The sequence below is a fragment of the Promicromonospora iranensis genome, assembly GCF_028994775.1.
GTDB lineage: Bacteria > Actinomycetota > Actinomycetes > Actinomycetales > Cellulomonadaceae > Promicromonospora > Promicromonospora iranensis_A.
Window position 1 is genome coordinate 101,946 of record NZ_JAJQMN010000001.1, and the last position, 20,113, is coordinate 122,058.

At 68.5% G+C, this 20,113-nt stretch carries 22 protein-coding genes; 9 read left to right on the top strand and 13 right to left on the bottom strand.

The features are described from left to right. From LUU90_RS00535 to LUU90_RS00580, 10 genes are all read right to left on the bottom strand, one after another. Nucleotides 1-1,188 carry a DUF3631 domain-containing protein gene (locus tag LUU90_RS00535; protein WP_275001234.1) on the bottom strand — a complete coding sequence of 396 codons (1,188 nt, stop codon included), beginning with the start codon at nucleotides 1,186-1,188 and terminating at the stop codon, nucleotides 1-3. A gap of 15 nt (nucleotides 1,189-1,203) precedes the next feature. Beyond that, nucleotides 1,204-2,922, bottom strand: coding sequence for a DNA cytosine methyltransferase (locus tag LUU90_RS00540; RefSeq protein ID WP_275001235.1), 1,719 nt, complete (start codon nucleotides 2,920-2,922; stop codon nucleotides 1,204-1,206). Then, on the bottom strand, nucleotides 2,919-3,332 hold the full coding sequence (locus LUU90_RS00545) for a hypothetical protein (protein WP_275001236.1): 414 nt from the start codon (nucleotides 3,330-3,332) through the stop codon (nucleotides 2,919-2,921). The genes LUU90_RS00540 and LUU90_RS00545 overlap by 4 nt, the downstream gene beginning before the upstream one ends. A 19-nt stretch (nucleotides 3,333-3,351) precedes the next feature. Further along, nucleotides 3,352-3,690, bottom strand: a complete 339-nt coding sequence (locus tag LUU90_RS00550) for a hypothetical protein (protein WP_275001237.1) — start codon at nucleotides 3,688-3,690, stop codon at nucleotides 3,352-3,354. A gap of 151 nt (nucleotides 3,691-3,841) precedes the next feature. Then, nucleotides 3,842-4,213 (bottom strand): hypothetical protein, encoded by a 372-nt coding sequence (locus tag LUU90_RS00555; RefSeq protein WP_275001238.1) that lies wholly within the window; start codon nucleotides 4,211-4,213, stop codon nucleotides 3,842-3,844. 60 nt (nucleotides 4,214-4,273) lie between these two features. Next, nucleotides 4,274-5,395 carry a hypothetical protein gene (locus tag LUU90_RS00560; protein ID WP_275001239.1) on the bottom strand — a complete coding sequence of 374 codons (1,122 nt, stop codon included), beginning with the start codon at nucleotides 5,393-5,395 and terminating at the stop codon, nucleotides 4,274-4,276. 2 nt (nucleotides 5,396-5,397) lie between these two features. Beyond that, nucleotides 5,398-7,623 carry a hypothetical protein gene (locus tag LUU90_RS00565; RefSeq protein WP_275001240.1) on the bottom strand — a complete coding sequence of 742 codons (2,226 nt, stop codon included), beginning with the start codon at nucleotides 7,621-7,623 and terminating at the stop codon, nucleotides 5,398-5,400. Nucleotides 7,624-7,625: 2 nt separating this feature from the next. Next, nucleotides 7,626-7,832: a hypothetical protein gene (locus LUU90_RS00570; protein WP_132234841.1), complete on the bottom strand. Its 207-nt coding sequence runs from the start codon at nucleotides 7,830-7,832 to the stop codon at nucleotides 7,626-7,628. Between the two features lie 15 nt (nucleotides 7,833-7,847). Further along, nucleotides 7,848-8,165: a DUF6284 family protein gene (locus tag LUU90_RS00575; protein WP_275001241.1), complete on the bottom strand. Its 318-nt coding sequence runs from the start codon at nucleotides 8,163-8,165 to the stop codon at nucleotides 7,848-7,850. Next, nucleotides 8,162-8,356, bottom strand: a complete 195-nt coding sequence (locus LUU90_RS00580; protein WP_275001242.1) for a hypothetical protein — start codon at nucleotides 8,354-8,356, stop codon at nucleotides 8,162-8,164. Before LUU90_RS00580 ends, LUU90_RS00575 begins: the two co-directional genes overlap by 4 nt. Nucleotides 8,357-8,514: 158 nt before the next feature. Here LUU90_RS00580 and LUU90_RS00585 point away from each other — a divergent pair, with 158 nt between their 5' ends. From LUU90_RS00585 to LUU90_RS00595, 3 genes are all read left to right on the top strand, one after another. Then, the gene (locus LUU90_RS00585; RefSeq protein ID WP_275001243.1) at nucleotides 8,515-8,835 is read left to right on the top strand and encodes a putative quinol monooxygenase; all 321 of its coding nucleotides are present in this window, start codon (nucleotides 8,515-8,517) and stop codon (nucleotides 8,833-8,835) included. Then, nucleotides 8,828-10,042 carry a helix-turn-helix domain-containing protein gene (locus LUU90_RS00590; protein WP_275001244.1) on the top strand — a complete coding sequence of 405 codons (1,215 nt, stop codon included), beginning with the start codon at nucleotides 8,828-8,830 and terminating at the stop codon, nucleotides 10,040-10,042. The genes LUU90_RS00585 and LUU90_RS00590 overlap by 8 nt, the downstream gene beginning before the upstream one ends. A 136-nt stretch (nucleotides 10,043-10,178) precedes the next feature. Then, nucleotides 10,179-11,588 (top strand): hypothetical protein, encoded by a 1,410-nt coding sequence (locus LUU90_RS00595; RefSeq protein ID WP_275001245.1) that lies wholly within the window; start codon nucleotides 10,179-10,181, stop codon nucleotides 11,586-11,588. A gap of 665 nt (nucleotides 11,589-12,253) precedes the next feature. Here the strand turns inward: LUU90_RS00595 and LUU90_RS00600 are convergent. Further along, the gene (locus LUU90_RS00600; protein WP_275001246.1) at nucleotides 12,254-13,456 is read right to left on the bottom strand and encodes a hypothetical protein; all 1,203 of its coding nucleotides are present in this window, start codon (nucleotides 13,454-13,456) and stop codon (nucleotides 12,254-12,256) included. Between the two features lie 831 nt (nucleotides 13,457-14,287). On the opposite strand from LUU90_RS00600, the gene LUU90_RS00605 reads away from it, so the two are divergent. The 5 genes from LUU90_RS00605 to LUU90_RS00625 all read left to right on the top strand — a co-directional run bounded on the left by LUU90_RS00605 (nucleotide 14,288) and on the right by LUU90_RS00625 (nucleotide 18,019). Further along, nucleotides 14,288-14,731, top strand: coding sequence for a hypothetical protein (locus LUU90_RS00605; protein ID WP_275001247.1), 444 nt, complete (start codon nucleotides 14,288-14,290; stop codon nucleotides 14,729-14,731). A gap of 268 nt (nucleotides 14,732-14,999) precedes the next feature. After that, entirely contained in the window at nucleotides 15,000-15,530 is a 531-nt protein-coding gene (locus tag LUU90_RS00610) for a TetR/AcrR family transcriptional regulator (protein ID WP_275001248.1), read from the top strand. After that, nucleotides 15,527-15,886, top strand: coding sequence for a DMT family transporter (locus LUU90_RS00615; protein ID WP_275001249.1), 360 nt, complete (start codon nucleotides 15,527-15,529; stop codon nucleotides 15,884-15,886). The genes LUU90_RS00610 and LUU90_RS00615 overlap by 4 nt, the downstream gene beginning before the upstream one ends. Continuing rightward, entirely contained in the window at nucleotides 15,886-16,206 is a 321-nt protein-coding gene (locus tag LUU90_RS00620) for a DMT family transporter (RefSeq protein WP_275001250.1), read from the top strand. The genes LUU90_RS00615 and LUU90_RS00620 overlap by 1 nt, the downstream gene beginning before the upstream one ends. A gap of 145 nt (nucleotides 16,207-16,351) precedes the next feature. Next, nucleotides 16,352-18,019 (top strand): beta-1,3-glucanase family protein, encoded by a 1,668-nt coding sequence (locus LUU90_RS00625; protein WP_275001251.1) that lies wholly within the window; start codon nucleotides 16,352-16,354, stop codon nucleotides 18,017-18,019. Nucleotides 18,020-18,082: 63 nt separating this feature from the next. Here LUU90_RS00625 and LUU90_RS00630 read toward each other — a convergent pair whose 3' ends face one another. Next, nucleotides 18,083-18,664, bottom strand: coding sequence for a dihydrofolate reductase family protein (locus LUU90_RS00630; RefSeq protein WP_275001252.1), 582 nt, complete (start codon nucleotides 18,662-18,664; stop codon nucleotides 18,083-18,085). Between the two features lie 84 nt (nucleotides 18,665-18,748). Here LUU90_RS00630 and LUU90_RS00635 point away from each other — a divergent pair, with 84 nt between their 5' ends. Continuing rightward, entirely contained in the window at nucleotides 18,749-18,874 is a 126-nt protein-coding gene (locus LUU90_RS00635; protein WP_275001253.1) for a hypothetical protein, read from the top strand. Nucleotides 18,875-18,989: 115 nt separating this feature from the next. Here LUU90_RS00635 and gap read toward each other — a convergent pair whose 3' ends face one another. Further along, a complete protein-coding gene (gene gap / locus LUU90_RS00640; RefSeq protein ID WP_275001254.1) occupies nucleotides 18,990-19,988 on the bottom strand; it encodes a type I glyceraldehyde-3-phosphate dehydrogenase in 999 nt (332 codons plus the stop codon). Nucleotides 19,989-20,113: the final 125 nt, after the last annotated feature.

Here is a 20,113-nt window from a genome sequence, read left to right on the forward strand (position 1 = left end):
CTAAAACATGGCCTGACCTGGGCTTTCGCTGTTCGGGGACGGCTGGGACGGCTGGGACGGCATACCTGTCTGTCCCGGTGCCGGTTCGGTCGGGCAGTACCGGTCCCAGGCGTCCGCGAAGTCGGCCCGCGTGTAGGCCTTGGCCTGCCCGGTGTCCAGGCGCATGGTGCGGCTGGTGATGTCGAACTCGCGCAGCAGCTCGGCGAGACGGCGCGGGTTCAACCCCGTGTTGCCGTAGGTCGCCCACGGGGCTTCGGAGTCCTCCTTGAGGCGGTCCAACAGCACCGACGACGGCAGCGCGTTCGCGTCACCGAACGCGGTACGGCAGTCGGCCAGGAGGCGGGACTGCACTGACTGCCGGGCATTGGCCTCCCGGTCCTCAGACAGGACCAGGGCGGCCTCTCGGGCGTCGTCGGGCCAGCGCCCACCGGCGAGGTCGGCAACGGCGATCAGGGGCTCCCAGAGGTCGGCGGCGCGGTCCTCGATCGGCATGTCTGGGATGGCCAGTTCCAGGTCGCGCATGTTGGCGCGGATCCAGCGGTGCAGGTGGACCTTGAGGTCGTCCATGCCGGGCCGGTCGCGGCGCATCCGGTACGGGGCGACGGACTCCCCGGGTGCCCGCCGGCGCATCCGGATCACCACGGCGCGGTCCTCAATGGTGTCGGGCATGGTGCCGATCCCCGCGAGGGCAGCCATCGCGAACGTGGACAGGGCCTCGACCTTCCGGATGCCCGCGTCGTAGCGCAGCGTGAACGCGTCACGGTCGAACCCGCCGTTGAGCAACCCGCGCAGGTCCTCGTTGTCCCCGGCCTTGGGGCCGAACACGGTGTCTGCCTCGTCCATCAGGATCGTGGGCGGGTCGTTCTCGGCCATGGCGATCGACCGGTACATGGCCGACGAGCTGACGTTGATGCTCATCAGCGGCTGGTGAGACAGGGCCTGGATGATCTGCAACAGGCGGGACTTGCCGCAGCGCTTCTCCGGGGCCCGGATGACCAGGCGGGTGGCGTGCGCCCATGCCGGGACGGCGTGGGTGGCGGCGATCCACAGGACCACACCGGTCATGGCGTGCTCGTCCGGGAGGATCACGTACCGGGCCAGGGCGGACCGCACCTGGTCCAGCAACGCGGCACCGTCCTGCGCGGGCTCTGGCTGGACCAGAGGGACGTCGGGCGTGGTGGTGGTCATGGTGGGTTCCTTCCGTCAGGCCGCGAGGGCCGTGGGCTGGACAGTGGTGGTGTTGTCCTCGCCGGTGATCGCGGCGACGAGGGCGCCCATGAGGTCGCGGGCGGCCGGGGGTGTGACGGCGTTGCCGGCGGCCTTGACCAGGTCGCGGTTGTTGGTCGGGTGGGTCTTGTCGGGGTGCCAGTCGTAGTCGGCGGGGAACGCCATGCCGGCAGCGACCTCGTGCGGGCGCAGCATCCGGTACAGGACCTCGGGCACCATCCCCTCGGCGGCGCGCAGCTCGGCGGCGGTCGGGCGTCGTCGGGTACCCCGTGGTGCGGTCTCGCGCTCGGCGTCGGCCAGGCCGAGGTCGAGCTGGTCGGGTGCGCCCAGGAGGGACTGGTGCCCCGCGGTGGTCAGCGTGCGCAGCTCCTCGAGGACGGGTGTCGTCATCTCCGCACCGCCGGTGTTGTTCCGGTGGATCAGCGCGTGCCGGTCGCGGGTGGTCAGGGTCCCCATCGGGTCGGTGACGGGGTGCGCGCTGGTGCTGGTGCCGTAGTAGGACGTGACCAGGGCGTGGTGGTTCCCACCGGCCGTGAACGTCGCCGCGGGGGCGGTGGTCGGGTAGGCGACGCCGGTGCCGTAGTTCTTGTCCAGCAGTGGCACGCACGCCATCCCGTACGCGTCCCGCGTCATCAGGGTCCGGTGCGGGTCCGTCACCGGGCGTGCGTCCTCGTTCCAGGTGCCGCCCGAGGGGACGACGAGGGCCTTGGACTCGCGGGTGTGCAGGGTCTTGAGGGGTTCGTCGACCGACCACGCCCGGTAGTACGCGGACGCCTGCCCGTGCTGCGGGTGCTTCGGGTCGGCGGCGTCGTACTGGTTCCCCGACGCCTCGACGTGCATCGGTCCCCAGTACCGGGCGATGCCCCGTGCGATCCGCAACCGGGTCTTCTCGGCCAGCCGGTCCCCGACCCGCTCCCCCGGGATGGACCAGTCGATCGCGGACGCGGCGGGCAGCCAGGCGGGCTCGACGACGGTCCCGCACGCGGGGTCGACGAACACGTACGCCTGCCGGTACCTGCCCACGGTGCGGCCGTTCTTCCACGCCTGGACCGCGTCCACGGCCCGGTCGCACTTGGGGCACCAGGCCGGGGTGCGGGTCACGCGGTCCAGGTCCGGTGCACGCTCCCCCTCGGGCCACGCGATGACGTAGATGCGGTCGCGGGACTGCGGGGCCGGGGCGCCCAGGAGCTGGGCGTGCATGCTGTTGAGGGACACGACCCGGAACACGTACCCGAGGGCGCGCAGGCGGGTGCGCCACTCGTACCAGGCCAGGCGGTACTTGGCCTGGGTGGCGATGTCCACGACGTTCTCCACGATCACGGCGCGGTACCTGTGGTGCTCGATGAACTTGAGCACGTCGAACATCAGCAGCCGCGACCGGGTGGCGACGTCGGACGACTCGGGGTCCTCGAACAGGCCTTCCTCGATCGCGGGCAGGTTGGAGCCGTTGGCCTGGGACCACTTGGTGCACTCCGGGGACGCCCAGAGGATGTCCGTGCGGGCGAAGTAGCGCGGGTCCTCGTGGTGCAGGTCGACGGCGGCGTGGTGGGTGCCGGGGTGGTTCGCGTTGTGGATCGCGACGGCCGGCGCCCAGTGGTTCGCGGCGTACCGCACGTGCACGCCGGGGACCTGGATCATGCCCGTGGACGACCCGCCCGCACCCGCGAACAGGTCGGTGACAGTCAGGTTGCTCATCGGGCTACCTCCTCGGTGTTGAGCCGGCGCCAGGTGGCCAGCGGCGTCCCGTCGTCGTCGGTCATCGCAGGCGCGCCGTCGACGACCTCGTCGGTGAGCCAGGCGACGTCGGACACGGTGCGGACGTAGAGCCGTTCGACCTTGGGGAAGATCCACCGCCAGGTGATGCGGCGCATGAGGAACGTGTCCAGGTCGACCACGGCGAGCTGGTCGCCCACGGGGCTGGTCTCGACGCGCACGGGGTAGGTACCGGCCTGCGCCTCGGAGTACTCGTACCGGCGGGCCTGTCCGGGTTCGGGGGGCCAGTAGCACCAGCTCGTGTGGGTGCGGTGCACGTCGAGCACGAACGCCTCGACGTCGTGGGCGGGCTGTGCGGGCACGGCGGTCAGGTGGCGGGTGGTGTTCTTCATGGTCGTGTCTCCCTCTGGGTCAGGCGGCGTCGCGGACGGAGTACAGGGCGGGCGTGGCGGGCCAGGTGGCCAGGCAGTCGGTCGGGGTCGGAAGGGGCTTGGCCTCGCCCCAGGGCCGGGGTCGGGCGAGGTTCGGGCGGATCGCGTCGGACATGGCGCGGTAGGCGCGCCACTTGGCGGCGGCCTCGTCGTCGGCCAGGTCGCGGCCTGCGGGGATGCCGTCGGCATGCCCGGCGTCGTACCCCTCGGCGTGGCCAGAGATGCGGCCGTCGTGGCGGCCGACGTTGTGGCCGGTGGTGTAGCCGTGGAGCCATGCGGCGATGACCTGGCGGCTGTAGGTGCGCGGTGTGGTGGTCATGGCGGTCTCCGTCCCTTCCTGGGCCGCTTGTGCGGCCTGTTTTTGGCATGGGTGGGGTAGGGGCACGGCGGGTAGCGGTAGCGGCCCGCCGTGCCCTCAGGACTGTGGGAGGTGGGGGTTTCGGGGGTGCGCCAGGAGGGGCGCTACCCCGCTACTTCGTTGGAATCACGCCGTTTTCGGCGGTAGCGGTGCCGCTACCGGTAGCGGGCCTCCCGCTACCGTTCGGCGCGGTCTCGCCAGGGCCCGCGGGGGCGGCGTGGGTCACCTCGGCGGGCATCGGGCCGAGCGCGATCCGGGCCACGAGCGAGACCAGCGCGACGGCGAGCGAGGCCACAGCGACCACGGCGGCGAGCGAAGCCACGAGGTCCAGCCCCAGGGCCGTAGACGCGACGGTGACGCCCATGGTCACGACGAACACGGCACCGGTGCGGCGCACCGCGCGTTCGACGGCGGCGGCCAGCTCGCGGGCGTCGCGGACCAGCCCGGCGTACTCCTGCGGGGTCATGGTGTCGTTGCGGTTCATGGTTCCTCCAGGTGCTCGGGTGCGGTGCGGGTGGCGGGCGGCGTGCTCGATGGGCGGGGGTCAGGCGTCGACGACGGCGAGCAGCGACGCGGTGGCCGGTGCGTGGCCCGGGACCAGCTCCGGGGAGGTGTCGGTGTCGGTGCCGCGCGCCTCGGACAGCAGGCGGCGGGCGGTGCGGTCGGTGACGTGGTGACCGGCCGTCGCGAGGGCGGACAGAGCGTCGGTCGCGGTGGCGGACGGGTTGGCGGTCAGCAGGTCGGACACGACGGCCAGGCGGGTCGCCTTGTCCGTGCTGCTGTGTCCGGTCGGGCGGGGCTTGGGTGTCCGGACAGCGGCCCGGACACGGGGGCGGGTCTGTCCGGCCGCCGGGACGGCGGACAGCCGGTCAGCGTCCGTGACGATGTCCGCCAGTTCGGCCCGGACGGCGGCGGCGGCGGCCTTGTCGTCGCAGTCCGGCCCGGACACGACCGGCCCGGACACGAACCCGGCGACGCGGTTGTTGGCCTCGACGTGCAGGCGGGCCACGTCGGTCACGGCGTCCGCGACGGCGGACAGGGAGTCCATCCACTCCAGGGTCCGGGTCCGCATCTCGGCCGGGGGAACCGACTTGAGGGCGACGGCGCGGGCGGCCCGGCGGCGGGCCTCGGCCCGGACGATGGCGCGGCGGGCGGACGGCGTTCCGTCGTCGGCGGCGTGCGCCCGGACAGCGTCCTCGGTGGTGAGGAACAGGGCGTGCATCCGCATGGACTGCCGCATGCCGGACCAGGACGCCCCGGACGCGAGGTGGCGGTCACCGATCAGGGCGAGGTGCCACATCAGGGCGGCCAGCAGCGGCACGATGAACCGGAACGCGACCGCCCCGGCGGGGTGCCCGAGGTAGACCTCGTGCACGGCGGCGAACACCCCTGACGCGGACGACAGCGCCCACGTCAGGGTGAGCAGCGTCCCGCCGGGCCGGTTGTCCCGGGCAGCCTCACGAGCAAGCAGAGCCACGGTGACGAGGGACAGCTCGAACACGCCTGCCGTGGTGTACGCGGTGACGGGGTCCATGCCCAGCACGTCGGTCCCGAACCCGACCATGGCGAGGTAGGCGGACACGGTGCTGATCAGGGCGACGGAGACAGCGCCTCCGAGGACCAGGCGACGGGAGCCGCCGGGCGTGGTGGTGTCGTTGGTGCTCATGGTCAGTCCTCCTTGGTCTCGTCGGGCGTGAGGGTGGTGAAGTCGGGCAGGTCGTCCGACAGGACGGCGACGACGTCGTCCCGGACGAGGCCCTTGCGGACGCCGTTGCCGCGCTTGACGTTCTTGGCGGCGACGCCGTGGCGCTTGGCGGCGGCGTTGACCTGGGCGGCGTCCCAGCCCTCGTAGAGGGCGGGCTTGGACGCGGCCAGGCGGGCGGCGAGCTCGTCGGACCAGACCTTGCCGGTGGGCCACTCGGGGTCCTCGGCGGGCCACACGTCCATGAGGTGGTCCAGGATCGTGGAGTGGTCGGTGTCGGCGGGCTCGTCCCCGGCGGCCATGCCCGTCAGGAGGCCCTTGGCCTCCCGGATCGCACGGGCGCGGTCGGCCACGGTCTCGGCGCCGGGGCCGTCCACGTAGTAGGTGCGCACGATGACGGGGTCGTCGCCCTCACCGACCATGTACGCGACACCGAGGTCCTTGCGCGAGAACGTGGTGGCCGAGTACCCGGCGGCGTACATGCCGTCACCGAGGACCATGTTGTTCTCGCGCCAGCCCATGACCTTCAGGCAGAACCGCAGGACGGCGTTCGCGGAGATGCCCACGGGGATGGACTTGTCGTCGGGGCGCTGGGTGGCGAGCCACACCATGATCCCCGCGGCCGGGCCACGGCGGACCAGGTCCTCGAAGATCTCGCGCAGCTCCTTGCCGTACTGCGGGTGCTCGAACATGACCTGGGTCTCGTCGTACGCGGCCAGGATCGGGTGCAGGCCCAGGGAGCGGTCCGAGGCCAGCTCGTTGGTGACCTTGCCCTCGGGGCAACGCGGGTCACCCTTGAGGGTTTCGCGTACGACCTTGTAGCGGCGCATCATCTCCACGCGCATGGCCCGGGCGTCGGCCACCAGGGCGGCCATGTCCTCGGGGTCGTCGCCGGAGCGGTAGTAGTGCGCGACCTTCTCCAGCGGGGCCAGGTCGGCGCCGCCGCGCAGGTCGTGCACGTGCATCTCGACGCGCGGGTCCAGGGCACCGGCGAGCAGCAGCAGACGCAGCGTGAACGTCTTGCCCATGCGCGGGATGGCACCGATGACACCGGACGCGAAGATGAGCGTCGTCTCGACCTTGCGGCCGCGCTGGTCCACGCCCACGGGGATGGGCTCGAAGATGTCCACGACGCCGCGCTTGGCCAGCGGGAACGGCTGCGGCTCGGACTGGGACAGCGACCGGTCCCCCACGTACAGGATCAGGCGGCCCTCATGAACGTCCGGGTCACCGGAGGGCCACACGCAGCCCAGCGGGCGACGCAGACCAGACGCGAGCTGGGAACGCTTCTCCATGACCTCCGACGCCGTAGCGCCCGGGGGAAGGTCGATGTCGGCACGGAACCCGGCACCGTCACGAACGATCGACAGGAACCGGATGGCCTTCTCGTCCTGCCGCACACCGGAGTTGACCGACCCGAGGCGCAGCGCGATCAAGGCATCCTTGATGAGGTCACCGGTCAGCGGCGGGATCTTCGCCGACGCCGTCGCGTTGCCCGCGATGTTGGCCTCACGGTTGCGGCCGAAGATGCCCAGCACGCCCAGCGCCACGGCGACGCTCGCGCCCTGCCAGACCGGGTCGGCCAGGGTCGCGACGGCGGCAGCGCCACCGCTCGCGGCGGCCAGGCCGAACACGGCCAGGCCACCGCGACGGCGGGCCACGGCCCGGGCGTCGTTGCGGACCTTGAGGTACGCGTTCGGGTCGCCCTTGGTCGAGGCCAGCAGCGCACGCCGGGTCTCGATGTTGTCCACGTCGGCGGCCCAGCGCCACACGGTCGAGGTGATCCGGCCCGCACCGATCGGGGCGCGGGCGGCCAGCCGCAGCGCGTACAGCGGCAGACGGACCGCGTGGTACGCGCAGACGTGCGAGCTGTAGCCCACGGCCCACCGGGCGGTGGCCCGGAACGCCTCAGGAGAGCGCAGCCAGTCCGGCAGGACCTCGCGGCGGTCGGTCGGGCGGTGCTTGATGACCTCACCGGCAGGCGCGGCGGGCTTGGCCTCAGGCTCGGTCGGGGAGTCGAGGATCTCGCCCGTCAGAGCGTTGTCCTCGTCCTCGGTGGCGTCGGCCTGGACCAGCGCCGTGCCCGGCTGGGCCTCGACGTCAGCAGCGCCGTAGACCAGCGCGGCCAGCTCGTCGTCATTGGGCAGCCCGTCATCCGGGGTGCCGGGCATGTGCTCGTTAGGGGTGGTCATGGTCAGCCCTCCACCATGTCGTTGGCGCCGGAGAACGCGGAGTTGAGCAGGGCGTCCAGGGCGTCTAGGCCCCAGGCGCCGAACGACGTGTTGGCCATGGCCAGGCCCAGGCAGATGCCGAGGATCAGGGTGCCGACCTTGGCCTTGCCGTACTGGACCGCGATCCACGCGGCGATGAGCAGAACGACCAGCAGCGAAACGGAAATCATGGCGGGCTCCTCGTGTCAGGCGGTGCGGGTGGCGGGACGGATGACGACCCGGCGGGCCGTCGAGAGCGGGCTACCGGCGGTGAACGCCGGGGCCGTGGACGTGGCGCGGTTGGTGCTCGTCTCGACCGCCGTGCGGAGCACTCGATTGAGCGCCACCACGGCCCGACGGTGCGCCTTGACGGCGACCTGGTCGGGCGAGGCAGCGAGGCGGCACTCTGCGTCCACCACGGCGACCTCGGCCGCGATGACGGGCTCCTCCGCGACGATCGCGGCGAGCTCGGTGAACGTGGGCTCGTCGTCGTCGAACGCAGCAAGTGCGGTGTAGGTGCTCATCGGTTCTCCCCCGTAACGGTGCTGTCGCCCTCGGCGGCGACGGCGGCGTTGTGGACCTTGCGAACTCGCTTGCGCATCACTGCGACCTCGGCGTGCATCCGTGCCGTCGCCCGGCCCTCATCGACCAGGCCCTCAGACAGCGCGAGGAGCAGTCGCCTTGCGGCTGCCAGATCTTCAGCCCTCTGCGTCATTGCTCGACCCCTTGGTGCCTCAGGCCGGACCGATGGTCGGTCCGGCTGGTGTGGGTCGAACCTAACCCGCAGTTTTTCTGCGTGTCAACAGCAGGACACATTTTTTCTGCGACCGGTAGGATGTTGCTACCAACAGTGGTTCTGAGACAGGAGTGCACATGACTGGGCAGTTCGGACTTTCGGTCCGCTTCACACTGAAGGAAGGTGCCGCAGAGGCGTTCGACGCGCTCGTGGCCGAGACACTGGCTGGAATCCGGGCCTCAGAGCCCGGCACGCTGGTCTACGTGAACCACCTCGTCGAAGGACGGCCGGACCAGCGGATCTTCTACGAGCTCTACCGTGACCGGGCCGCGTTCGACGAGCACGAGCGCCAGCCGCACACCCGCAAGTTCCTTGCGGGCCGTGAGACCCTGGTCGAAGACGTCGAGGTCGACTGGCTCACCGCCGTCGACGGAAAGGGGTACGCACAGGGTGAGTGACCAGAAGATCTTCGGAGCACGCGTCGCAGCTCTGCGTAAGGAGCGCAAGCTCTCGCAAAAGGACCTCGGCGCCGAACTTGGCCGGTCCGAGTCCTGGGTGTCTCAGGTCGAACGTGGGGTTCTGCCGGTAGACCGGCTGTCCACGCTCCAGACGTTGGCGGACGCCCTTGAGGTCTCTGTGCTGGACCTGCGTTCGGATGCCGCCGAGCCACCCGAGGACGGCCCGGCCGAACCAGGCAGCGACCTAGATAGCATCCGCCTGGCGCTGACCGGCTACCCGGGGATAGCAACTTTGCTGGAGGACTCGGCACCGGCCGATGAGCGGCCAATCGACGAGTTGCGTGAGCACGTTGACCGGCTGTGGGAGCTGGCCCACGCCTCGGCGTTCAGTGAGATTGGGGAGGAGCTCGTCACGCTCATCCCGATGCTCGAACGGCGTGTTCGGCGGAGTGCCGCGACGGATGCCGAGCACGAGGTTCTTGCCCAGGTCTACCAAGTCACCGCCGCCGTGCTGGCGCGGCAGGACGAGGCGGACGCGGCGTGGGTGGCGTCCGACCGAGCCATCGCCGCCGCCGGGCGGTCTGGACAGCCCCTGGAGGTGGTGGCCGGCACGTTTCGTCTGGCCCACACGTTTCTGCGGGTCCAGCGGCCGGAGCAGGCCGAATACGCCGCGTCCGAAGCGATCCGGGCGCTTCAACCGAAGCTCGACGACGGTTCACTGAGCACGGAGGGCAAGTCGCTCTACGGTGCGTTGCAGCTCGTCCGAGCTGTCATCAGTTCACGGGAGGGAGACAGGACCGCCACACACAGGTGGCTCGACCAGGCCCGTGCCGTCGCCGGGGACGTTGGTCCAGGCCGAAGCGACTTCGGGACCGAGTTCGGCCCGGCGAACGTGGAGATTCACGCCGTCACCGCGTCGGTCGATCTGGGCGATGCGGGGATGGCCTTGGACCTGGCAGAGCAGATCGACACAAGCGAGCTCTCGGCGGAGCGACGTAGTCGGCTGCTCCTCGATAAGGCGAGGGCCTACACACAGCGTCGACAGGTGGGCGAGGCGGTTGCCGCGCTCCTCGAAGCAGAGGAGCTAGCGCCAGAGCAGATCCGCGCGCACCCGCTCGCCCGACAAGCGATCCGTGACCTCATGCAGATCAGCCGTCGCACCCCCGTAGACCTACAAGAGCTGGCACATCGGGCGACGGTCGCTTAGGGCAGCGCTCCACCTTCGAACGGAGACGGCCCCACCCTCCTGAGTGGGGCCGTCTCCGTTCGCCGTGCTGGGTGAATCCTCGGCCCAATTGCACGAAGGCGTGGTGGCGCCGCCTCCAACAGGCCAAACTTCCCTCATGAGCCTTGGGACCGAAGAAGAGCCTGACACCGCGGCCGGTGCCACAGCCGGATCTAGCCATTATCTTGGCGTTGGAAGCGTTCTTACCGAGTCGGTGAAAACCAGAATCTCAACGATGGGCGCGCGGTACATCCATAAAGTTCTCAATTCCACCACACCCGAGAACTGGCAGAAAACCACAGACATCATTGCCGATGATCGCGTGAGCGCGTCGATCGTAAAGCTCACAAAGCTCACTTACAAAATGATCTGCGACGACGATTACTACACAATCGCCGAGGAGATGTTTAGGCAACTCGCAGAAAAGCCGCACCTCATTCTCGTACACGAAGAAGTGGTGGGCTATCTAATGCACGTCGATGAAGACGAGCGTCAGGCCGAAGAGCGGGACATTCTCAAGTACAGGTATTGGGAGGGCCACCTGATTACTGACGCATTCGGCGAAGTAGCCGACGACCTTCGCGAAAAAGTTCACCACCTGCTTGACAAGCACGGGCTGGAAATCACCACATACAAGCGAAATGCTGAAGCCTCGGTCCTCGCAGCGTCGTTCATCGACGACCTAACGAGCAACCTTCTGTTCAGGTGCTACATTCCTGCTGGTCGAATTTACGAGGACGAGGTCGCACGGCTGCTTCAACTATTCCACGACTGGCTCGGCTCCGTAGCTGGCAAGACAGTCCGCCAAGATGGCTACCGAACACCGAACGGCCGTGTCATCGAGTTCTTCGGAGAAAAAGGAGTGTCGCCTAGCGCATGGGCAGAGAACCTGGAGCAGTTCTCACAGTTCCTCGCCCATGTTGACGACCGCGACGCCGCCATTCGCACGCTACGCGCCGCCGGCCTCAGCGAGCAGCGGGCCGACGAGTTAACTGCTCGATTCAGACGTGATGCGCGCCGGATCCTTCTCGACACCCGTCACGAACGCGAAAGGCGAATTCTCCAGATTCGCCAGGAGTTCGAAAGCGAGGTGAGCGACGAAACGAGCCTGCCCACGGCGAGGTTGACTGAACTCATCGACCACCTGGTGCCGACCGAACCCGCTATCGAGCAACAGAGCCTCTTCCGCTCAGAACTCAGCTCCCGTACTCCGACCTCGCCAGTTGTGATCATTGAGAACCAGCAGGTCTTCGGTCAGGTGCAAGGGGTTGTCGCACAGAATCTGGCCGGCCCGGTCACAGTAGGGGCCCCACCAGAGCAGGTGCTCGCACTAATACGATCTATCGGAGGAGCGGGAGCCGACGACGTTCAAGTGGCAGCGCGCGAATTGGCCGATCGAGGCGCACCTCCCCCAGACCGCGTTCGTGCCCGACAGGTAGTGAAGTCCTTCTTCATCCGGAACATGCAGCGCATCGAGAAAGTCGCGTTCGATGCAGCGATGAAGTGGGTGGAGGGCCAGTTGGGCTAGCGTCGCTTCATCGGGCACCGCCAGTGCCCGCGACGCATCGACACTGAAGGGCTTCCATCCGGCGGTGGAAGCCCTTTCAGTCGATTCTGGCAACCCCACGTCGAAAGCACCGTCCCGCACGGCTACCGGAGCCGAGTGCCGTCGGATCAATAGATTGGGTCCGAGTCCATATCGGACTACTGAACCTCGGCCCGCTCACCACCGCTTACGACACATCGACGACACCCAGGCGCAGCCCTCCCTGCCCTTGCGGTCGATGTGCCGGACCCACACCTGATCCACGGTCCAGCCGCCACGACCGAGTCCGAGGGGCGCAATGCATGGCCCGCTTTCGCGGGCGAGGCCGTGCCGAGGTGTCGGCCGCGATCCGGTAGCAAACATGAGAGCTCAGAACCGTAGCCCCGAGGTGGCTGGGGTTCTGTGTTCACAGGGTGCGTGCACGCCGCTCCGGAGGGACTCTGAAGCATGGTCAAGAACCCAGGGAAGCTCGAACGCTGGACCTGCAACAGCGAGCAATGCGCCGGCCAATGCCGCTGGTTCAGGGTCCACGACACCCGGCCCGAGAAGACGTACGTGTGCCAGGAGTGCACCTCGTTCAAGACCCATCAGAGCCGCTGCACGTGACATCGATCGGCCTGGTCGCCGTCGGGGTGCGTCCCCACGATTCAGGCGGCTAGGGCCCGCCCCTTGTTCCTGCGAGCTTCCTCGTCAAGGAACAGGAGGAAGCTGCTCACGAAGAGCACCGCCTGCACAGCGTTGCGCCGTGAATACTGCTTGGCACTCACCCCATGCACCGAAGCATGCCGGCTGAAAGTGGTCGGTATGGGGTCTCCGTCTTCGGCCCAATAATTCTGGTAGGCCTGCCACAAGGGAGCCGTGGCGATGAACTTCCGGACCTCGAAGTCCTGGTACTCATCGTTGGTCCTCGTCCTCTTCCTGTTCGGAGTCAGGTCGTACCGCTGCTTGCCGAAGTAGCCGTTGACCGCCGTGTCGAGCACAGCGGCGGCCATTGCCTGTGCCGCTTTGGGGTGACCTGCGTCAAGGGCATCAAGGGAGGCCAGCGCGAAGGCTAGGTAGGGGGCCACCATGGGAGAGGCGGAGGTGCAGCTCTCGACGGCAACCCGACAATCTGCGGAGATTGCCTTCCACCTGCGACCAAGAACCTCGCGCCGTGCAGCACTGCTGCCCGCACGGATGAGCTTCTCGGCGATCTCCCGCCGGGGAACGCCGTAAAGAGCGATCCCGTCGAGCATGACGACCGCCTCGACCTCCTCGAAGTCCAGATCCTCGATGCCTCGCAAGTTCGCGGGATAGAGGCGCGCCAGAAAGTCGAAGGTCGGCGCGATGTCCTTGAGCCAAGAGAGCTGCTTTTCGGCGAATAGCGCGGCAGCGTTGGTGTTCCACCCGAAGTCCGCGTGCTTGAAGAGGACCGAACTGAACTTCGTCAGGGTCGACTGCCCAAGGCCTGCCAACTTGTAGGCGTCACTGTTGAGAAACGCGATGCTCTTCATCCAGCTTGGCTCCACGACGGGCCGCATGAAGTCGCCCACAACCTTGCCAAGCAACGACTGAGAGGGCAGGGTGCTTAGCCACGGTTTGGCGGCCGAGTCGAGAAAGTTGAAGCGGCCGAGGTCCGGGACGTTGAAGTAGTTCTCCAAGATCTTGCCCTTGCCGATGATGTCGGCAACATCGCGACCAACCTTGGGGTAGATGGCATCCCAAGTCCGCCCCGAAGGCCGTCGCACCCGCTTCGGCTCCTCGGAGGTCAGCTCGCGAGCCTCGGCCTCCACGGGCTCCTGCGGCTCGTCCGATGAGTCGCTCGTCTCGTCGTCGTCGGAAGGGTCTTCCACGTTCTCGTCCTCGCTCACAACGGCAGGCTATAGAGCCTCACCGACAGCCACTGGGAGGCTCACGACTGTGGCACTCCAAGAACGGACTTGCGACCAGCTCCTCGAACAGGGCCAGCCGCCCTGGCCGAAGCCGCATGCGGCAACGGCCCGGCGCGTTCGGATGGTTCGGCTCGGTGCCGCGTCGGCGGTTGACCGTCCGCCGGGGGACCAACTGGGGGACTACGGGGTGAGCCACGGCAGGACTCCGCTGGACTAACTGGGACGGTTTCTCAACGCTTTGGGACCTCCCTACACAGCCGGGGATGTCTTCACACCGAAGAGGTCACTGGTTCGATCCCAGTATCGCCCACCGTGACGAAAGGCCCTCTGGCCAGCGGAAACGCAGGCCAGAGGGCTTTTTGCATGTCTGGCACCGGTGGACTGGTGTGCCATGACAGAGAAGCGTGGTTTCGGGATGGTCGCAGTCGACGTTCTGGGAGGCGTGGAACACGGCTCGTAAAGCGATCGGTCGGCCGGATCTGCGGTTGCCCGACCTGCGCACGACGGCGGCCACGCTCGCGGCCGGTCAGGGTGCCGATGCGCGAATCGCTGGGGCGCTGGACGGGCTCGTTGGGATCGCCTCGGTGGGCTGCGGAGACGGACGAGACCCCGAGGGGCTTGCAGGTTCCTGCAAGCTGCGTCCGCGCGGCCGGCGTTTACTGCGGTCCTACGAAGCAACGGGGCAGGCCGACGCGTTCTGGCGGCGGTCTCCGGCGCCGCAATGGGCGCCGCCGTCCGCGACCAGGCGAAGCAGCGCTCGTCTGCCAGCGCCTGAGCGGTCAGGTCCCCACGTGAATACAGGAGGCACTCATGGTTCAGAAACTCACCCGAGCACTGCTGACGTTTGCGCTCGTGGTCGGCGCACTCATCGTGGCGCCGAACTCAGCCACAGCTGCTAGCACGTGTGGGGGTACGCGAATCGACACGATCACGCACCGCAGCAGCGTGACGGGCAACGTCGTCGCCCACACCGGGATCTACAAGTTGAGCAATACCCGATACTGCGTTCGCTCGCTCAAGTACGGAGTACTGAACGGCACGCAGACGTGGATGAATCTCAAGGTCTACGAAACGCTCGGCCGGACCACGGTGGACCTTCTCGATGAGGACTACGGACACTTCTACGAGTATGCAGGACCTCTCACGGTCACCGTTTCCTCGTCTGACCGTTGCGTCGCATTCGGTCTGGACATGAAGAACCGAGGCGGCAGCTACATCGTCGACAGTGACGACGTCTACGGCCCCTTCTGCTGAGCCCGGTCTGACCCAGATCGTAGGTAGCTGAGAGCAGTTGGTAACCCTGGCGTCGATGCCGGGCGAGTCTGGCTGAAGTACGGGAGCGGTGATCTCTGGCGCGGCGCGTCGGTCAGGACGAGATCACCGCTCCTGCGTGCTTGCCCCGACCATCTCGCGGGGGCCAGCCGGGGGGACGGAGCGGGTGACCACCTCACGCGCGCGAGACACCAGCCAGAACCCAATCACCTCTTGCAACTACCAACCTTCCGGTTGGTAAAGTAGCCTCATGAGCTCGAAGACCCAGATCCTCGACGGCGCCCTGGCCATGCTCCAGGACGGCTCCACGGTCTCCCTGGAATCGGCCGCACGGAAGGCAGGGCTGACCAAACCGGGCGTGATGTACCACTTCCCCACCAAGGAAGCCCTGATGGTCGCCCTGCTCGACCGCGTGGTCGACGACTGGGAGCTGGACCTGGCCGCGCGTCTGCCCGGGCCGGTCGAGACGGTCGCGCCCGGCGTCCGCATCCGCGCCTACCTCGACTGGGCGCTGGACTGCGACGTCGATCAGAGCGACCTCGTCATGTTCGCCGACCCCCGGCTGCGCGAGCAGCTCACCACCCGCTGGGTCGAGCGCATGCGCCCCTGGCTCGGGGTACCGGACGACCTGCCACCGGGCGTGCAGGCGCGGCTCGTCGCCGTCCGACTCATCGCCGAGGGCACCTGGTTCGCCGAGGCGCTCTGCGCGTTCCCGCCCGAGGGCGAATCGCGCGAGCAGCTGCGCGATCTCGCCCTGAACCTCCTGGAAGGCATCGAATGAACCTCAAACCATGGCTGCTGCTCGCCGGAGCGATCGGCAGCGAAGTCACCGGCTCGCTCTCGCTCAAGGCCGCGATCGACCAGCCCGCCTGGTACGCCTTGGTCGTCGCCGGCTTCCTGGCCGCCTTCGCCTTCCTGGCTCTGACGTTGCGCGAAGGGATGGCGCTGGGTGTCGCCTACGGCATCTGGGGTGCACTCGGGGTGGCGCTCACGGCAGTCTTCGGGGCCGCCCTCTTCGGCGAACCGCTGACCCCCCTCATGGGCGTCGGCATCGCACTGATCATGGGCGGCGTCGTCACGATCGAGCTCGGGTCCCAGCGAGCCGCCGCCCGCGAGCGCCAGGAGGTGAACGCCTGATGGCCTGGGTGTTCCTGGCCGTCGCCATCGTCACGGAGGTGTCGGCCGCGCTGTCGCTGAAGGCCGCGCTCGAAGGTCGCAAACGCTGGTACGTCGTCGTCGTGGCCGGGTACCTGACGGCGTTCACCGCTCTCACCCTGGTCCTCAACCTCGGGATGGGCATCGGTGTGGCCTACGGGATCTGGGCAGCCTCCGGCGTCGCGCTCACCGCGATCGCGAGCAAGTACCTGTTCGAGGAGCCCTTCACGAAGATCATGGCCGCGGGGATCCTCATGATCGCGGCCGGCGTCCTCCTGGTCGAGCTGGGCGCCGGCCACTGAACGAGTTCGAGCGGGGCGGGCGCCCGCCCCGCCGACTCACGAGATCGCGCTCGACTAGTGACATAGTCAGGAATCCTCACTAATATCCGTTTTGCTGACAGTCCAGTAAGTACAACGGCGTACCACCGGAACGAGGAGACCTCCCATGTCATCAGCACGATCACGTACCCGAAGGCCCAGACTGCGCAGGCTGGTGAACGCGATCGCCGCGTTCGGCGCGCTCGCCATCACCGCGACCGCACTCGTCGTCACCCAGCCCACGCCCGCCACCGCGGTCCCCGCCACGATCCCCCTGACCATCACCAACGACTCCGGCCGCGGTGACCAGGTCTTCATCTACGTCCTCGGCGACCCGCACACCGGCCGGCTCGGCTGGTCGGACGCGGCCGGCACGTTCCACCCCTGGCCCACCGTGGGCGGGACTCCGGTCGACGCACCCGACGCCTCGATCGCCGGCCCGGCGGACGGGCAGTCGAAGACCATCCAGCTGCCCAAGATGTCGGGTCGCGTCTACTTCTCCTACGGCAGCAAGCTCTCGTTCAAGGTCGTGAACGACGGCCGCCTCGTCCAGCCCGCAGTGCAGAACCCGAGCGACCCGAACCGCAACAAGCTGTTCGCCTGGACCGAGTTCACGCTCAACAACGACGGCCTCTGGATCAACAGCACCCAGGTCGACTTCCTCTCCGCCCCGTACCAGACGGGCCTGCGCAAGGGCGACGGCACCGTGATCAGCACCGGCATGCTGAAGCCGGACGGCTACCAGAACGTCGTGAACGCACTCGCCGGCACGCCCGGCTGGAGCAACCTGGCCCAGCGTGCGCCCGACGGCTCCCTGCTGCGCGTCCTGGCTCCCGGTCACGCGATCGGGACCGGGCAGATCGACGCGAACATCCTGGCCGGCTACATCGACCGGGTGTGGGCCAAGTACACCAACGAGCCCCTCACCGTCGCGCCGTACTCGTACGACCCGGCCGCCCGGTTCACGGGCCGCGTGGTGAACGGCGTCATGCGGTTCACCAACGCCTCGGGCGCCTACGTCACGGAGTTCCGCAAGCCGTCGAGCGACTCCGTCTTCGGCTGCTACAAGGACCTGGAGGCACCGAACAACGACATCGGCGCCATCGCTCGCACACTGTGCGCCGGATTCCACCGCTCGACCCTGCTGACCACCACCACGCAGCCCGGCACCAGCACCTCGGGCTTCTACCAGGAGTCCGTGACGGACTACTACTCCAAGTACATCCACCAGCAGATGGCGAACGGCAAGGCCTACGGCTTCGCGTTCGACGACGTCCTGGCGCAGGAGTCGCTCGTGCACGACGGCAACCCGTCGGCCGCCTACATCCAGCTCGACCCGTTCCAGGGTGCGGCCACGCCCATCGCGGGGTCCGACGGCGGCGGGGGCGACGGCGGCGCCGGCACTCTCCCGCAGGGCACCGGACCGCTGCGTGCTGCCAACAGCATGTGCGTGGACGTCCCGTGGGCCGACTCGGCAGACGGCAACCCGCTGCAGATCGTGAACTGCAGCGGTAACGCCGCCCAGACCTGGGCACGATCCGGGTCGACGCTGCGCGCGCTGGGCAAGTGCATGGACGTGTCGGGTGGCAGCACCGCCGACGGTGCCGTCGTGCAGCTGTGGACGTGCAACGGGACCGCGGCGCAGAACTGGACGTACCAGTCAGCCAGCCGCGCGCTCGTGAACCCTCAGTCCGGCAAGTGCCTGACGGCGGCCGGGGGTGCTCCCCTGCGCGACGGTCAGCGGCTCGAGATCCGTGCCTGCTCCGGCGCGGAGGCGCAGCGCTGGACCTTCTAGGTCCTTCGTCGCTGGTCGAGCGGCTCCGCCGCTCGACCAGCGATCGGCCGTGCCTTGCCAGGTTCAGCGCCGCACCGGATACCTCAGGTGCACCGCCCGACGTCCCTGCACGACCGTCGGGTCCTCCAGCAGGTGCCGGCCGTCGAGATTCGCGAAGTACGGGATCCCCGCGCCGAGCAGCACGGGCGCGAGGCTGACGCACACCTCGTCCACCAGCCCGAGCGTGAGCGCCTGCTGGGCCACGCTCGCGCTCGCGACGGTGACGTCCTTGTCGCCCGCTATCTCCTTGGCACGCTCGATCGCTGTGCCGACGTCGCCCACGAAGGTCGTCCGCGGCCACCGGTCCGCGTCCTCGGGCGGCCGATGGGTGACCACGACGACCGGGACGCCCATCGGATGGCTGTCGCCCCACCCGTCGGTGATGTCGAACAGGCGCCGGCCCGAGACGAGGGCTCCCGCGCTCTCGATCAGGTCCCGCAGTACTGCCGCGCTCGCCTCGTCGACGTTGAGAGAGACACCCTCGTTGGCGCTGGGCACGCTCACGTCCCCGGCGTCGTACCAGTCGAAGATGTCCTCGATGCCGTCGTCCGGGTCCGCGATGAACCCGTCCAGCGACATCGTCATGTGTGTGAAGACCTTGCTCATGTGTTCTCTCCCTCCGGTTCTCCCTGACCGTCCGACTGCGGAGAACCGCAGTACTCATCGGTGCGCGGTCCCTAGGCTGAGGAGATGAACCAGTGGGACACCGTCGACGGCGTCGTGACGTGGGTCCGCGCGCACTACCGGCCGCGCGCGGTGGAGACACGGCGGCAGAAGCGGTGGGTCGAGGCCGTCGCCGCATCCGCCTCGCCCTGACCTGCACGGGGAGACACCACGCGATCGGGCTGTGTTGCCGACAGTAGACGATGTCTACCCGCGGCAACACAGCCCCAGGAGTACCTGTCTCCCCGGAGCGCCCCGGAGCCGCGGCTCAGTCGCGGGCGAGCAGCTCCAGCGTGTCGATCACGCGGTTGGAGAAGCCCCACTCGTTGTCGTACCAGGCCACCACCTTGACGTGCTTGCCCTCGACGCGGACCAGCGCGGCGTCGAAGATCGCCGACGCCGGCTCGCCGGTGATGTCGCTGGAGACCAGCGGCTCGTCGGAGTAGTCGAGGATGCCCTGGAGCGGGCCTTCTGCGGCTGCCCGGTAGGCCGCGAGCACGTCGTCGCGCGTGACCTCGCGGGACACCGTCGTGTTGAGCTCCACCAGCGAGCCCACCGGGACGGGCACGCGGATCGAGTCGCCCGACAGCTTGCCGTTCAGGTTCGGCAGGACCAGGCCGATCGCCTTGGCCGCACCGGTGGTGGTCGGCGCGATGTTGACGGCGGCGGCGCGAGCCCTGCGCAGGTCGCGGTGCGGACCGTCCTGCAGGTTCTGCTCCTGGGTGTAGGCGTGCACGGTGGTCATGAAGCCGTGCTCGATGCCGGCCAGGTCGTCCAGGACGGAGGCCAGCGGAGCCAGCGCGTTCGTCGTGCACGAGGCGTTCGAGACGATCGTGTGCCGGGCGGGGTCGTAGGTGTCGGTGTTCACGCCGTAGGCGAGCGTGACGTCGGCGCCGGCCGAGGGTGCGCTGACCAGCACCCGGCGGGCTCCGGCGTCGAGGTGTGCGCGGGCGGCGTCGGCCGAGGTGAACCGGCCGGTCGCCTCGAGCACGATGTCGACGCCGAGCTCGGCCCACGGCAGCTTGGCGGGCTCGCGCTCGCCGAGCACCTTGATGCGGCGGCCGTCCACGACGAGCTCGTCACCGTCGACCTCCACGGCCCGGCCGAGGCGACCGAGGGCGCTGTCGTACTTGAGCAGGTGAGCGAGCGCGTCGGGCGCGGTGAGGTCGTTGATCGCGACCACGTCGAGGTCGCTGCCACGCTCGAGCAGGGCACGGAGGGAGTTGCGGCCGATGCGGCCGAATCCGTTGATGGCTATGCGGGTCATGCGTCCATGCTCTGCCTGCGAACACATCGTCGAAAGCGGCTGGAACGCCATGGTGCGCAAGGATCACGCCATACATAACGCCACTGCCCGCAAGGATCTCGCCACACCTTGCCCCCGTCGTTGGC

Bases quoted from the DNA above. Each gene is read 5' to 3' on its own strand.
- LUU90_RS00555 (WP_275001238.1), bottom strand. From the start codon at position 4,213: ATGAACCGCAACGACACCATGACCCCGCAGGAGTACGCCGGGCTGGTC.
- LUU90_RS00630 (WP_275001252.1), bottom strand. From the start codon at position 18,664: ATGAGCAAGGTCTTCACACACATGACGATGTCGCTGGACGGGTTCATC.
- LUU90_RS00635 (WP_275001253.1), top strand. From the start codon at position 18,749: ATGAACCAGTGGGACACCGTCGACGGCGTCGTGACGTGGGTCCGCGCG.
- LUU90_RS00550 (WP_275001237.1), bottom strand. From the start codon at position 3,690: ATGACCACCACACCGCGCACCTACAGCCGCCAGGTCATCGCCGCATGG.
- LUU90_RS00570 (WP_132234841.1), bottom strand. From the start codon at position 7,832: ATGATTTCCGTTTCGCTGCTGGTCGTTCTGCTCATCGCCGCGTGGATC.
- LUU90_RS00580 (WP_275001242.1), bottom strand. From the start codon at position 8,356: ATGACGCAGAGGGCTGAAGATCTGGCAGCCGCAAGGCGACTGCTCCTC.
- LUU90_RS00620 (WP_275001250.1), top strand. From the start codon at position 15,886: ATGGCCTGGGTGTTCCTGGCCGTCGCCATCGTCACGGAGGTGTCGGCC.
- LUU90_RS00605 (WP_275001247.1), top strand. From the start codon at position 14,288: ATGGTTCAGAAACTCACCCGAGCACTGCTGACGTTTGCGCTCGTGGTC.
- LUU90_RS00545 (WP_275001236.1), bottom strand. From the start codon at position 3,332: ATGAAGAACACCACCCGCCACCTGACCGCCGTGCCCGCACAGCCCGCC.
- LUU90_RS00535 (WP_275001234.1), bottom strand. From the start codon at position 1,188: ATGACCACCACCACGCCCGACGTCCCTCTGGTCCAGCCAGAGCCCGCG.
- LUU90_RS00595 (WP_275001245.1), top strand. From the start codon at position 10,179: ATGAGCCTTGGGACCGAAGAAGAGCCTGACACCGCGGCCGGTGCCACA.
- LUU90_RS00575 (WP_275001241.1), bottom strand. From the start codon at position 8,165: ATGAGCACCTACACCGCACTTGCTGCGTTCGACGACGACGAGCCCACG.
- LUU90_RS00625 (WP_275001251.1), top strand. From the start codon at position 16,352: ATGTCATCAGCACGATCACGTACCCGAAGGCCCAGACTGCGCAGGCTG.
- LUU90_RS00585 (WP_275001243.1), top strand. From the start codon at position 8,515: ATGACTGGGCAGTTCGGACTTTCGGTCCGCTTCACACTGAAGGAAGGT.
- gap (WP_275001254.1), bottom strand. From the start codon at position 19,988: ATGACCCGCATAGCCATCAACGGATTCGGCCGCATCGGCCGCAACTCC.
- LUU90_RS00560 (WP_275001239.1), bottom strand. From the start codon at position 5,395: ATGAGCACCAACGACACCACCACGCCCGGCGGCTCCCGTCGCCTGGTC.
- LUU90_RS00565 (WP_275001240.1), bottom strand. From the start codon at position 7,623: ATGACCACCCCTAACGAGCACATGCCCGGCACCCCGGATGACGGGCTG.
- LUU90_RS00615 (WP_275001249.1), top strand. From the start codon at position 15,527: ATGAACCTCAAACCATGGCTGCTGCTCGCCGGAGCGATCGGCAGCGAA.
- LUU90_RS00610 (WP_275001248.1), top strand. From the start codon at position 15,000: ATGAGCTCGAAGACCCAGATCCTCGACGGCGCCCTGGCCATGCTCCAG.
- LUU90_RS00540 (WP_275001235.1), bottom strand. From the start codon at position 2,922: ATGAGCAACCTGACTGTCACCGACCTGTTCGCGGGTGCGGGCGGGTCG.